The sequence below is a fragment of the Waltera acetigignens genome (assembly GCF_025567015.1).
Lineage (GTDB): Bacteria > Bacillota > Clostridia > Lachnospirales > Lachnospiraceae > Acetatifactor > Acetatifactor acetigignens.
Window position 1 is genome coordinate 22,386 of sequence record NZ_JAOQJO010000012.1, and the last position, 12,980, is coordinate 35,365.

The 12,980-nt window shown below is 47.0% G+C and carries 11 protein-coding genes, 1 tRNA gene and 1 riboswitch; of the genes, 3 read left to right on the forward strand and 9 right to left on the reverse strand.

From position 1 onward, the window contains the following. Positions 1 to 3: 3 nt before the first annotated feature. Positions 4 to 228 (reverse strand): acyl carrier protein, encoded by a 225-nt coding sequence (acpP, locus tag OCV96_RS11820; protein ID WP_022312879.1) that lies wholly within the window; start codon positions 226 to 228, stop codon positions 4 to 6. A 446-nt stretch (positions 229 to 674) separates the two neighbouring features. Between acpP and OCV96_RS11825 the strand changes: the two genes are divergently transcribed. After that, positions 675 to 761, forward strand: a tRNA-Ser gene (locus OCV96_RS11825). Positions 762 to 854: 93 nt separating this feature from the next. Here the strand turns inward: OCV96_RS11825 and OCV96_RS11830 are convergent. The 6 genes from OCV96_RS11830 to OCV96_RS11855 all read right to left on the reverse strand — a co-directional run bounded on the left by OCV96_RS11830 (position 855) and on the right by OCV96_RS11855 (position 6,099). Beyond that, positions 855 to 1,094: a cysteine-rich small domain-containing protein gene (locus OCV96_RS11830; RefSeq protein ID WP_022312878.1), complete on the reverse strand. Its 240-nt coding sequence runs from the start codon at positions 1,092 to 1,094 to the stop codon at positions 855 to 857. A 129-nt stretch (positions 1,095 to 1,223) separates the two neighbouring features. Continuing rightward, positions 1,224 to 1,385: a hypothetical protein gene (locus OCV96_RS11835; RefSeq protein ID WP_022312877.1), complete on the reverse strand. Its 162-nt coding sequence runs from the start codon at positions 1,383 to 1,385 to the stop codon at positions 1,224 to 1,226. A 152-nt stretch (positions 1,386 to 1,537) separates the two neighbouring features. Further along, positions 1,538 to 2,404: a carbohydrate ABC transporter permease gene (locus tag OCV96_RS11840; protein ID WP_022154584.1), complete on the reverse strand. Its 867-nt coding sequence runs from the start codon at positions 2,402 to 2,404 to the stop codon at positions 1,538 to 1,540. Positions 2,405 to 2,416: 12 nt separating this feature from the next. Next, a complete protein-coding gene (locus tag OCV96_RS11845) occupies positions 2,417 to 3,331 on the reverse strand; it encodes a carbohydrate ABC transporter permease (RefSeq protein ID WP_118668825.1) in 915 nt (304 codons plus the stop codon). A 233-nt stretch (positions 3,332 to 3,564) separates the two neighbouring features. Beyond that, a complete protein-coding gene (locus OCV96_RS11850; protein ID WP_262594614.1) occupies positions 3,565 to 4,977 on the reverse strand; it encodes an ABC transporter substrate-binding protein in 1,413 nt (470 codons plus the stop codon). Positions 4,978 to 5,076: 99 nt separating this feature from the next. Next, positions 5,077 to 6,099: a LacI family DNA-binding transcriptional regulator gene (locus tag OCV96_RS11855; protein WP_262594615.1), complete on the reverse strand. Its 1,023-nt coding sequence runs from the start codon at positions 6,097 to 6,099 to the stop codon at positions 5,077 to 5,079. A gap of 491 nt (positions 6,100 to 6,590) precedes the next feature. On the opposite strand from OCV96_RS11855, the gene OCV96_RS11860 reads away from it, so the two are divergent. Further along, positions 6,591 to 9,026 carry a glycoside hydrolase family 94 protein gene (locus OCV96_RS11860; protein ID WP_227061940.1) on the forward strand — a complete coding sequence of 812 codons (2,436 nt, stop codon included), beginning with the start codon at positions 6,591 to 6,593 and terminating at the stop codon, positions 9,024 to 9,026. Positions 9,027 to 9,315: 289 nt separating this feature from the next. Here OCV96_RS11860 and OCV96_RS11865 read toward each other — a convergent pair whose 3' ends face one another. Continuing rightward, a complete protein-coding gene (locus tag OCV96_RS11865) occupies positions 9,316 to 10,530 on the reverse strand; it encodes a cation:proton antiporter (RefSeq protein ID WP_262594616.1) in 1,215 nt (404 codons plus the stop codon). 68 nt (positions 10,531 to 10,598) lie between these two features. Continuing rightward, a riboswitch (Fluoride riboswitch) is annotated at positions 10,599 to 10,695 on the reverse strand. A 72-nt stretch (positions 10,696 to 10,767) separates the two neighbouring features. Beyond that, positions 10,768 to 11,721 (reverse strand): RsiV family protein, encoded by a 954-nt coding sequence (locus OCV96_RS11870; protein ID WP_262594617.1) that lies wholly within the window; start codon positions 11,719 to 11,721, stop codon positions 10,768 to 10,770. A gap of 190 nt (positions 11,722 to 11,911) precedes the next feature. Here OCV96_RS11870 and OCV96_RS11875 point away from each other — a divergent pair, with 190 nt between their 5' ends. Further along, complete coding sequence (locus OCV96_RS11875; RefSeq protein ID WP_118504952.1) at positions 11,912 to 12,901, forward strand: 2-hydroxyacid dehydrogenase; 990 nt, start codon at positions 11,912 to 11,914, stop codon at positions 12,899 to 12,901. Positions 12,902 to 12,980: the final 79 nt, after the last annotated feature.

Consider the following 12,980-nt stretch of genomic DNA (forward strand, 5'->3'; position numbering starts at 1 on the left):
TTCTTACGCATGCTCCTGAATATATCTGATAACATCACCTACTGTTGCCATATTTTCCAATTCCTCGGAAGGAATGGACACACCATATTCCTCTTCAAACGCCATTACCAGTTCAAACAGATCCAGGGAGTCTACTTCCAGATCCTCCTTGAAACGGGTTGCCTCTGTGATTTCTACATTCTCCTGATTTAACTGTTCTCTGATGATGGCTGCTACTTTTTCTAACATGTTTTTGCTCTCCTTATGCATTTCATTATTGTGTTTCTGATACCTTACTTTACTACTTTGTCGTCTCCGGCGTGTTTGCCTTTCATTTCAAATTGTTTTGACTATCAAAGTATTTATCTGCAATATACTACGCTGATGTTGTTCTGTCAACATCTTTTTTTATTATTACCGCTTACAAACTTATTATCATCACGTAAGCAGTAATAATCTCATTGCAAAAGATCCTTTTCCCGGAAAAATACTGCTACAAAAGCGTAATTCCCTTGCCAGGCGGTAAAATCCGGTGGTTTCCATCGGAAAATTTGCAAAAACTACCGCCTGCAAAAATAATTTTTCAAATCAGGCGGTAAATGCCATCGCAAACAATAGAAACTACTAGGTTTTTTCGTTTCTCCCCTTGCCAAACGGTTATTTTTCAGATAAAATAATCTACGTTGTAATCTTTTGGAGACGTATCGAAGTGGTCATAACGGGGCGCACTCGAAATGCGTTAGCCCTTCTCGGGCACGTGGGTTCAAATCCCACCGTCTCCGCACATAAAAAGCCGGTAATCTGTCAAAACAGACTATCGGCTTTTAGTTTTAGAAAAATGTGCAAAAAACATGTTTATTTTCCAGAAAAATGTGTTATGCCTCCCGCAGAATCTGCATGATCGTATCATAATGCTCCGGATCATGCGGGAAGGTGCAGCCCGAGCAATCCTTGATCCGTCTGCCATTTTTCTCGAAATACCTGGGATTCCCGGGGCAGTGCTCCAAGCGGTACATGGGGCAGTAGCAGAACAGGCAGTTGAAATCTGCAAGTCCCTTGTGGCAGGGGAAATATTTACAATCTTTATTCTCAAAAAAACGATAGGAATTTTCCATTTGCAACACTCACATCCTTCCATAACCTGCAAAGTTTGCGCATTGGCGCAAATTTGCGTGTGAAACATAGAACTTCTTCGCGAAAGAGCCTTTGCTCTGAGTGATTAGAAGTTCTTTTCACACTTTACACTACACTTCTTCCGCCATACACATTCCATGGGCAATACCCTGCTCCTTCAGCTGTTCCTCCAGCTGGTTCAAGGCATCATCTTCATCTTCTGCAAACACCATCGCCTGATAGACTTCCTCCGGTCCTTCCGGTGCCAGTGCTGTCACCTCATACATCTGCATGGCAATTACCTCTTTCTTCCTCAAAATACACGTTCACTCTTCTCTTTATTTTATACCCGTTTCCCCGTTTTTTTGCAAGCGAAAAGCGCCACTCCGGGGAAGAGTGCCGCTTTTCAGGAGAGATTTATGTATTGAATGTTGCTGGCGAAATATTAACCCTTGACGCTTCCCATTGCCACGCCCTGGACAATGTACTTGGAAAGGAACAGGTATACGATGATAACAGGGAAGATAGAGAATGCAATCGTTACATACACCTGACCCATATCAAACTTCAGGAAGTCTGCGGAACGCAGCTGAGCGATCAGGATAGGTAATGTCTTCATCTTGTCATCATGCAGAACCAGTGCCGGTGTGAAGTAGTTATTCCAGTTCGCTACGAAAGTGAAGATCGCCTGTACTGCGATTGCCGGCTTCATCAGCGGCAATACGATGGAATTAAATGTACGGAACTCACCGGAACCATCGATTCTGGCTGCCTCTACCAGAGACAGGGGCAATGCACTTTCCATGTACTGCTTCATATAGAAGAAAGTAGCAGGTGCTGCGATTGCCGGGATGATCAGGGGGATAAAGTTATCCTCCAGCTTCATATCAGCTACCAACTGGATAAATCCGAGTGCGGTAACCTGGGTAGGAATGGTCATGATTGCCAGGATAAAGGTAAACATGAACTTCTTTAACTTAAAATCATATACATGGATCGCATATGCGGTCATGGTAGAGAAGTAGGTACACAGCACAGCACTGCAGGTTGCTACTACAAGGCTGTTGATCATACCTCTGACTACCGGCAGGGTTCCTGCCATGACACCCTTCCAGTTCTGGATCAGATGTGTGCTGGGCAGCAGGGTAAATCCCTGTGTCAGCTCGCCTTTGGATCTGGTTGCATTTACAAACAGTATATAGAACCAAAACAGGCAGAGAAAACTCATAATAACCAGTACGATATATGCAAGTGCTCTTCTGGCATGAATGCCCAGACCTTTTTTTGTCTCGTTTGTTTCTACGCTCAACATTTCTGCCACCTCCTACTTATCCTGTTTGCCGTTCGAGAACTTAAATACGATCAAGCTCAGGATACCTGTGATAATGAACAACATTACAGACAACGCACCACTCATTCCGTAGTTCTTACTGTACAAATGGTTGTTCAGGTACATGATCAGGGTCATGCTGGATCTCATAGGATCGCCCTTACCGTTGGTCAGAATCTGAGGTACATCGAACATCTGCAGACCACCGATCAGGGATGTGATCATTACGTAGATCAGAATCGGCTTCAACAAAGGTAATGTAATCTTGAAGAATACCTGGGTAGAGGTTGCTCCGTCTACCTCGGCTGCCTCGAAGAGGGAAGTATCGATACCCATCATACCTGCCATCAGGAGGATCGTTGTATTACCAAACCACATCAGGAAGTTCATCAATGCTACCAGACCTCTGGTACTCCATATGTTTGTAAGGAACTGATATGGCTCTTTTAAGATTCCGATCTGCATCAGCATTTCATTGATAGGACCACCATCAGAGAACAGCGTGAAGAACAACATTGCAAATGCGGAAGCCATGATCAGGTTCGGCAGATAGATAACTGTCTTGAAGAATCTCTGTCCCTTTAATCTAAGGCTGGGATCCGAGAACCATGCACCCAGAAGCAGAGATATGATGATCTGCGGTACAAATCCCAGTACCCACATGATCAATGTATTCTTGGTGTACATCCACAGGTCCGGATTGGACAACAGCTTTGCATAGTTACCAAATCCGATGAAATTCGGTCCGATCTGTGTCAGTCCGGAACGATAATTTTCAAAAAAGCTGTAATAAAATGTCCTGAATAACGGGATCAACTGGAATAATACATACACTACTACAAAGGGGATCAGGAAAATATAACCCCACTTATTATAGCGTACCACCTTTCCGCGTTTTACCTTTGCCATAATGATTCCTCCCTTTTGCCGTCATGCTCTCTTAGCGACTTTACGTTTTTCGTGCCTTTCTTTGTTTCCGATCAGGCTCGCAGCAGCTCTCTTCTTTTTGTTCTTAATTATCTTCTTCTGAAAAAAGCTTCTGCCAACCGGGAATTTTGAGAGAAAAACCGTGCCTACCTGACCAGCCAGGCAGGCACGGTTCTCAATTCCTTATTGTTTCGCTATTCGCTTATCATTTCGGATTAGTGAGTAAGCTCAGGATACTTCTCTTCTACACCCTTGTAGAACAGATCCAGTGCATCATCCAGAGAAGCCTTGCCATCGAAGTAGTTCTTCATAGCATGCTGGAACTCTTCGTTACATCCCTGATCGTATGCAGACAGGTTGCTCAGATCGATCTTCTCAGCGCCTGCGCAGAACATAGCCAGAGGGTTCTGTCCGCCCAATACCTTGCTCTGATAAGAGGTATCTGCTGCCATAGCTTCCATAGCGGGTTTGTTGTTTACGAAATCATCATCAGCTACAACGATCTCTTTCATGATGTCTTCATCAGTGGTCATCTTCAGGATGATATCCTTAACCAGAGAAGCGTTGTCAGTTCCGGTAGCACCGCAGATCCAAGTACCGCCCCAGAAAAAGCCCTGAGGTCCTTCAGTAGCGCCCCAGCCACCCTGATTTGCGATAGATCCATCGGTATCAGCTGCCATGGAGAAGTTGATCAGCCAAGCGGGTCCAAAGTAGCAGAATACTTTGCCATCGGGATAGAAGCCTTTGCTCCAGTCATCAGACCACAGGTCGAAGGTACCGGTCTCCTTAGCGTCAACCATCTTCTTGGAGTCATCAACCCACTTCATCAGGTTGTCATCGATTACGATCTTGCCATCCTGTACCCATTTGCTAGATACGTTGTTGGAGTATACACGATAAGTATCGTTTACGGAAGATACCATGTTGTAACCGGCTGCTTTCATCTTCTCAGCGGTTGCGGTGAAGGTATCCCAATCAGATACAGACTTCTGAACCTCTGCTGGATCATCGGTTCCCAGAACAGCCTTAGCAGCCTCACGGTTGTAAATCAGAACGCCGGGGCAGCCCTGCCATGAAACACCCTTCAGATTGCCGTTGGAGTCGGTAACAACATCCTTGGTGTACTGATACTGGTTAGCCAGATCTGCATCGGTGATGCCCAGATCCTTAACAGGCATTGTGTAGTCGGTATCAACATATTTCAATGCGTAGTCAGCCTCAATCAGGAACAGGTCGATCTTGTCATCAGCTGCTGCATCAGCCTGCTTTAACAGTGTTTCATCCAGATTGTTCTGATAAGCGTTGTCATCAGAAGGAGTGATGTTCCACTTTACAGTGATGTCACCGATCTTACCGGTGGTTCCGTCTACTTCTTCATATCCGGGATAATGATCTGTCAGACGGCTCTTGAACTCTTCGTTCCAGCAGTAGATGTTGAAGACTTTGCCTTCTTCTGCTGCAGGCTCTGCTGCCTCGGTGGATGCAGGCGCCTCGGTCTTAGCTTCGGTGGAAGCTGCGGGTGCCGCATCGGTGGATGCTGCAGGAGCTTCATTGCTGCTGCCACAACCTACCAGCATGCTGGCAAGCATAGCAGTTGTAAGTAAAGCACTAAGTACTTTTTTCTTCATGTTTGTTTCCTCCCATTTTTTGTTGAATGTTTGTTGTAAGTGTTTGTTGCATTTATATTCATATGTCGGCGGTTGCGTCGCTTCCATATAAATGCCTGATTAATTGTCTGTCGGAATTCTGGCCACCGACTTGCCTTCAGCAACTTTCCCGGGTACGATGACCTGTTCTATGATGGTAGTCTTGGGTCTCTCAATGAGACTGATCAGTTCTCTGGCTGCCAGGCAGCCGATCTGTTCTGTGTCCTGTTGGACTGTGGTCAGTCTGGGCTCCAACTGCCTTGCTGCCTGTATGCCATCATAGCCTGCTACCGAGATATCTTCAGGGATCTGTAATCCTCTCTGTCTGATAGCGTTGATGCCTCCGAAAGAAGCAAAGTCATCCGGATAGATGATGCATGTCGGTGGATTCGGGAGATCCAGCAGTTCATTGGTCACACGATAGGTTGTTGTTGTGTCTCTGTAAGCTGCTTCTCTGATATACTCGTCCGGAATCTCCAGTCCCAGACGTTCCGCCGTCCGGTAGAAGCTGGACAACCGTCCCGAGGTAACCGCTGACATTGCTCCGTGAATATAAGCAATTTTCCTATGTCCTCTACTATATATGTACTCCAGCAGTTCTTTCATTCCCGCAACATTGTCCGACATGATTGCGATACGATTGTTGAACAGGTAGTCAATGGTGACTACCGGGATGGAACTCTGTACCAGTTCGATAACTTCGGGATCTCCGAAATCAATACAGGCGAGCACCACTCCGTCAAAGCCTCTGTACCTACTGTGTTCCAGATAGGACATCCGATCCGGCCGGTTCTTGCAGCTATTAATGAATGTAATGTCGTAACCGCTCTTCTCTGCCGTCCTCTTGAAACTGTCCAGTACACTGGAAAAGTAATCATGGGTAAGACCGCTTCTGGCTTCATCTGCAAAGAGGACTCCGATGCCGTAGGTCCTGTTCGTCTTCAAAGCTCTTGCGGAAAGGTTCGGGGAATATCCCATTTCCTTTGCGACCCTTCTGATAGTTGCTTTTGTTTCTTCTCCAATGTCCTTGTGGTCGTTCAGTGCCTTGCTGACAGTTGCAACGGAGACTCCACAAATCTTGGAAATGTCTTTCAGTGATGCCATATCTTTCTCCTGTTCCATGTCTTCGTCATTCCGTCCGACCTGTTTTGTAACTTAATCGTTTTCGTAGTTTTAATATATAACACCTTTGAGCATTTTGCAATACTTTTTTGCAGTTTTTTTCAAAAAAGTATCCACTTTGTCTATAATTAACAATTTCAGATATGCTGTTTTGTACATTTGGCTTGTACATAGATTGTGTTTCTTCTATATAAAGGCAAAGTGTGCGATAACGTTTGCTATTATTTTGTTTCGTAAAACCGGTGTTTCGAAGGTTCTTTCATTTTGTATCTTCTGCCCATGTTTCCCCACTGTTTTTGTATACATTGCGCATTTTACGGGCTTTTTCAAGATTCGTATTGCATTTTTCCCTTTGCTTCTGTATAATACAAATCAGAAATTCGGAGCACTTAATCGTTTACTTAACATTAAGCACTCCGCAGCGAAAAAACAAACACTCAACATACAACAACATGAAAGAAGGAGATTTTCTTATGAAGTATGGTCATTTTGATGATGTGCATCAGGAATATGTCATCACCACTCCCAAGACTCCGCTTCCCTGGATCAACTACCTGGGCTGCAATGAGTTTTTCAGTCTGATATCCAACACCTGCGGCGGATATACTTTCTATAAAGATGCAAAGCTGCTGCGTCTGACCCGTTATCGTTATAATAACGTACCGGCCGACATCAACGGTAAATATCTGTACATTAAGGACGGGGACACCGTATGGAACCCCGGCTGGCAGCCCACGAAGACCGAGCTGGATTCTTACGAGTGCCGTCACGGTATCGGTTACAGCCGATTCACCTCTTCCAAGAACGGTGTCAAGGCTTCCGTGCTCTCCTTCGTTCCTCTGAACGATAATTGCGAGATCTCCCAGCTGACCCTGACCAACGGTAGCTCCGAGGACAAGAAGCTGTCCGTATTCTCTTATGTAGAGTGGTGTCTGTGGAACGCTGACGATGATATGAAGAATTTCCAGCGTAACTTAAGCACCGGTGAGGTCGAGGTACAGGATTCCACCATTTATCACAAGACCGAGTACCGTGAGCGTCGTAATCATTATGCGATCTATTCCGTAAATACGAAGATTGACGGTTTCGATACCAGCAGAGATGCTTTCCTGGGTGCTTACAGGGGGGCTGATTCTCCCGAAGCTGTAGAGAACGGCAAGTGCACGAATTCCATGGCAAGCGGCTGGTCTCCCATCGCTTCCCATCAGATCAACGTGGATCTGGCAGCCGGTGAGACCAAGACCTTTATCTTCGTTCTGGGCTACATCGAGAACCCCGAAGACGAGAAATGGGAATCCTACGGTGTGATCAACAAGACCCGTGCCAAAGAAATGCTGGCAAAATACCAGACCGATGCACAGGTAGATGAGGCTTTTGCAGCATTACAGGCTTACTGGAAACAGCTGCTGGCACGCTACACGGTAGATTCCGCTGACGAGAAAGTCAACCGTATGGTCAACACCTGGAACCAGTATCAGTGTATGGTTACTTTCAACATGTCCCGTTCCGCTTCCTATTACGAATCCGGAATCGGCCGTGGTATGGGTTTCCGTGATTCCTGTCAGGATCTGCTCGGTTTCGTACATCTGATTCCGGACCGTGCAAGAGAGCGTATCATTGATATCGCTTCCACCCAGTTCCAGGACGGCAGTGCTTACCATCAGTACCAGCCTCTGACCAAGAAAGGCAACTCCGATATCGGCAGTGGCTTCAATGATGATCCTCTGTGGCTCATTGCAGGTACCAGTGCTTATGTAAGAGAGACCGGCGATACCTCCATCCTGACCCAGATGGTTCCTTTTGACAACGATATGAGCGTAGCTGCTCCTCTGATGGATCACTTAAAACGCTCCTTAGACTATATCATCAACCACAAAGGCCCTCACAATCTGCCTCTGATCGGCCGCGCCGACTGGAATGACTGTCTGAACCTGAACTGCTTCTCCGCTCATCCCGGAGAATCTTTCCAGACCTTCGGTCCCAGTGAAGGACCCGTTGCAGAATCCGTATTCATTGCCGGTATGTTCGTAAAATACGGCGAAGAATATGCTCAGCTGTGCGAGCTGATGGGTGACGATACCGAAGCAGCCCGCGCACGTAAGGAAGTACAGGCAATGTACGATGCGATCCTGAAGGATGGTTGGGACGGCGATTGGTTTGTACGTGCTTACGATGCTTACAGCCACAAAGTAGGTTCCAGGGAATGCCGCGAAGGTCAGATCTACATCGAGCCTCAGGGCTTCTGCGTACTGGCCGGTGTCGGTGTGAAGGAAGGACTTGCCGAAAAGGCATTGAATTCTGTAAAAGAGAGACTGGATACCAAGTATGGTGTCATGATCTTACAACCTGCATACACGGAGTATCACCTCGAACTTGGTGAAGTATCCTCTTATCCCCCCGGATATAAGGAGAATGCCGGTATCTTCTGCCACAACAATCCCTGGGTATCCATCGCAGAGACCGTTCTGGGCAGAGGTGACAGAGCTTTCGAGATCTACCGTAAGACCTGTCCCGCATACATTGAGGATATCAGTGAGATCCATCGTACCGAGCCTTATGTATATTCCCAGATGGTAGCCGGTAAGGATGCAAAATTCTACGGCGAGGCAAAGAACAGCTGGCTGACCGGTACTGCTGCATGGACTTTCGTAAATATCTCCCAATACATACTGGGTGTATATCCCACTCATCAGGGATTGTCCGTAGATCCTTGTATTCCCAAGGGCTTCGGGGATTTCTCCATCACCCGTAAGTTCCGTGAGGGCATCTATCACATTCAGGTGAAGAACCCGCAGAATGTGGAGAAGGGCGTGGTATCCATGACCGTGGACGGCAAGGCTGTTGACGGACACATCATTCCTTACGAAAAGGGCAAAGAAGAGTACAACGTAGTTATTACCATGGGTTAATAAACCTGATGTACATAGTTTAAAACGATTTCTATCCTCCTTAAAACCCCGGCAGTTGTTGTAGCTGCCGGGGTTTTGCATTGGATATTCGTAGTTTGCGCTACAACATCTACACCATAAGGACAAGCAGGCCGTAAGCAGACGTCGGTACTTATTGACCGTATTGGGGTCAATTATGTACCGCTACGTTCTGCACCAGAGCGAGAGCGTGCCTGCGGTTCTTATGGTGTAGATGTTGTGGACGTTTTTGCGGCTTCCTTCCGGGACTCGATCACGTGCCGGATGGCTGTCAAATGATATTATTTTCTCCATTTTTCTGAAGCAGCTTCCGGTATGTGGCATCCATTCCCAGCGCTCCCAGCGGGGCTGTGATAAGGATGGCCAGCACAGCCACGGACAGAACGATCTTGCCGCAGGACAATCCCATCGATAACGGCACAGAGCCGATAGCAGCCTGCACCGTAGCCTTCGGTAAATAAGCGATCATGCAGAACAGACGCTCCTTCTTATTCAGATTCGTTCCTAACAGGCACAGTGTCACGCCAATGGAGCGGAATATCAATGCCAACAGGATCATTCCTATGGCTGCCAGTCCAGCTTCCATAGTATAGCGGATATCCACTGCCGCGCCCACCAGCACGAACAGCACTACCTCCGCTGCCAGCCACAGTTTACCGAATTTAGCAGACAGTCTGCCGGTGACTTCCCTAGGTGCCCGTATTTTCAGCGCGCAGGCCATGCTCACCACCGCCAACAGGCCGGAGAACGCCACGATCCCCTTTAACAGGGTTTCCAAAGCCATTAACAAGAAGGACAAACCCATGATGATAATAACTTTCATGCTGTTGCGCACATAACTGCCCTTTCGGTACAACAGTTCAAAAAGCTGCCCCAGCAGCCAACCCACCAATGCACCGAACAACACACCCGTCAGGATCGATACCGGGATATTCACAAAATCCAGGGCATTGACCTGTCCACCCTGTGCCATTCCAACAAAAGTGGAAAACAATACTATGACATAGATGTCATCACAGGATGCCCCAGCCAGAATCATCTGCGGAATGCTTTTCTCCGTACCATAGCCACTTTCCATAAGATGTACCATCCGCGGCACCACAACCGCAGGTGACACTGCTGCCAGAACTGCTCCCATGACCGCTGCATCCACTCTGCTGATGTTAAGGATCATGGGTGCAAATATCACAAAAGCCAACAGTTCGCAAGTGGCAGGAACACAAGCCAGCATGACTGCGGAGCGGCCCACTTTTTTCAGATCCTTCAGATCCAATGATAATCCGGCCTTCAATAAAATGATGATCAGCGCGATCTGCCGCAGTTCCGATGAGATATTCAGGATTGACACATCCAGCAGATCCAACACATAAGGCCCCAGAATAATACCCGTAAGCAGCATCCCGATAATACGGGGCAGGTGAATCCTCTGGCAGACCGCCGCCATGAGTAATCCCAGTAAAAAGATCAGTCCCAGTGATGTAAGCATAAAAATTCCTCCGTTTTCTCGCAGCAGGGCATTTTGAATTCCAACAAAAAAGGCTGGTGTCCCCTGCATATTCTGCAGAAGTCATCAGCCAAATCGAATTCGTATGTTCAAATTCCGGCGGTTCGAAGCCTGTGCTTCCGGGAGAACCTCATTCCCGATGTTCTTATTATATACACGGTGCCCGCCCATGTAAAGTCCTATATTTTGCAAATATACCCGCCAGCATCCTGTACTCCATTAAAAAATATCTGCTGTGAGATCATCCCCGAAGTCTGCTGTCGGAATCTCAAAGTCAACAATTCCAACCGCATAGGACTGTAATACATACTGGCCGGATTCAAATACAAAGCCATCCTCTGTAATGTAGAATGTAGGGTCTGCGGGGCCATTATCCGTACCTGCAATGTCCGGCCCATAAATTTCCTGATAGATAGCATTCAAATCTTCCGTACCATCCAACACCACCAGTTTGATACTCTTCTCGTAATCGTTAAAGAAGCAGTCCTCCTTTGCCTGCATTTCCGCTGCCTTTGCTGTCACCAGTTCCAGTGCTTTGTCGCGGAATCCGCTCCCCAGACTGTCAAAAGTAATTCTCTCTCCGGTCTGCGTATAATAGTTCATATAGTACAAAGTATACCATCCATGAGCCCCCTGATCATACCCTTCCAGCCCCCACGACAGGCTGATCACCTTATCATCCGCGCGGATCACACGGAAAGTAAGATCCTCATAGCTCTGCTCATACACCGGCATATCCTCATAAAGTGTACCAAACTCCCCGTTCTTGATTCCTTCTACAAAACTGTCTACATATTCATCCAGCTCTTTCTGAATCTTCATCTGCACCGTCTCATTGCCCGGAATCGTCACTGTAACTGTTGGATAGTAATAGGTATAACTTCTGGTCTTGTCTTCGGGATCACTGCTACCCTCGTGATCCTCTGTGGTAAACTGCACCCATTCACTTCCCTGTATTTCACTCTGGCCTTCTGTCGGTTCCGTCTGTGTGGGCACTTCCGAAGTCTCCTCAGTCCCGGCCGTCGTCTCTTCCGTCGTCTGACCGCTCTGTGTCTCCTTGATGCTGTCTATAACTGTCTCCATCTCCGGATCCGTCACCATCTCCCGGTTTCCGCAGGATGTAAAACCTAACAGTGCTCCCGCAAATACTGCTGCAAAAAATATTTTTTTCATAATCCTCGCCTCCTGATGCCAGTATATCTGCCGATTGCATCATATCTGCATCATTTTTATAATTTTTCTCGATTTCACTTTTTAAATATGATAGACAATTCCCATATTTTGAGCTATAGTAAAGCCAAATCTAAGTATGATTAAAAATAACAATACACATACTATAAAAATCAACCCGAGGAGGACTGTTATGAAAATATTATTTTATGATACCAAAAGCTATGATAAAGAATCTTTCGAGGCAACTCTGAAAAAATTTCCCGGCATCCAGATTGATTACATCCGGTCGGATCTGGATCCCCGTACTGCTGCTCTGGCTGACGGCTTCGATGCCGTCTGTGCTTTCGTCAGCTCCAATGTGAGCGAAGCCACATTAAAAATTCTCCACGAAAAAGGTGTCCGCCTGGTCCTGCTGCGTTGCGCAGGATACAACAACGTGGATCTGGAAAAGGCAGCTGCATATGACATATGTGTCATGCGTGTCCCCGGTTATTCTCCGGAAGCTGTCGCAGAGCATGCCATGGCTCTGGCTCTGGCCTGCAACCGCCGCTTATACAAAGCCTATAACAAGGTCCGGGAAAATGATTTCAGCCTCGCCGGACTCATGGGCTTCAATTTCTATGGTAAGATTGCCGGAATCATCGGAACCGGCCGGATCGGTGCAGCTATGTGCCGGATCTGTAACGGTTTCGGCATGAAAGTCATCGCCTACGATGTCTACGAGAACCCGGATCTGAAAGATTTCGTCACCTATGTGACCTTAGACGAATTACTGGCGCAAAGTGATCTGATCTCCCTTCACTGCCCGCTGATGGATTCCACCTACCACCTGATCCAGCTTGACACCATCAAGAAAATGAAGGATGGCGTCATTCTGGTAAACACTTCCCGGGGTGCTCTGGTCAAGACCGAGGATCTTATCGAGGGCATCCGCCTGCACAAGTTCGCCGGGGTCGGTCTGGATGTCTATGAAGAAGAGACGAAAAACGTCTTCGAGGATCGTTCCGACGAGATTCTGGAGCATTCTACCACCGCAAGGCTTTTGTCCTTCCCCAATGTCATGATCACATCCCATCAGGGATTTTTCACAAAAGAAGCACTGGAAGCCATTGCAGAGACTACCTTGCAGAATGCTCTGGATTTCGAAAGTGGAAAGAAGAGCCCCAATCAGGTGCAATAAAATATTTCCAATCGAGTAGGCTGACTCATCGTATACACAAAAAACGGATGGCCCTCCCAAGCCATCCGTTTTCTCGTTT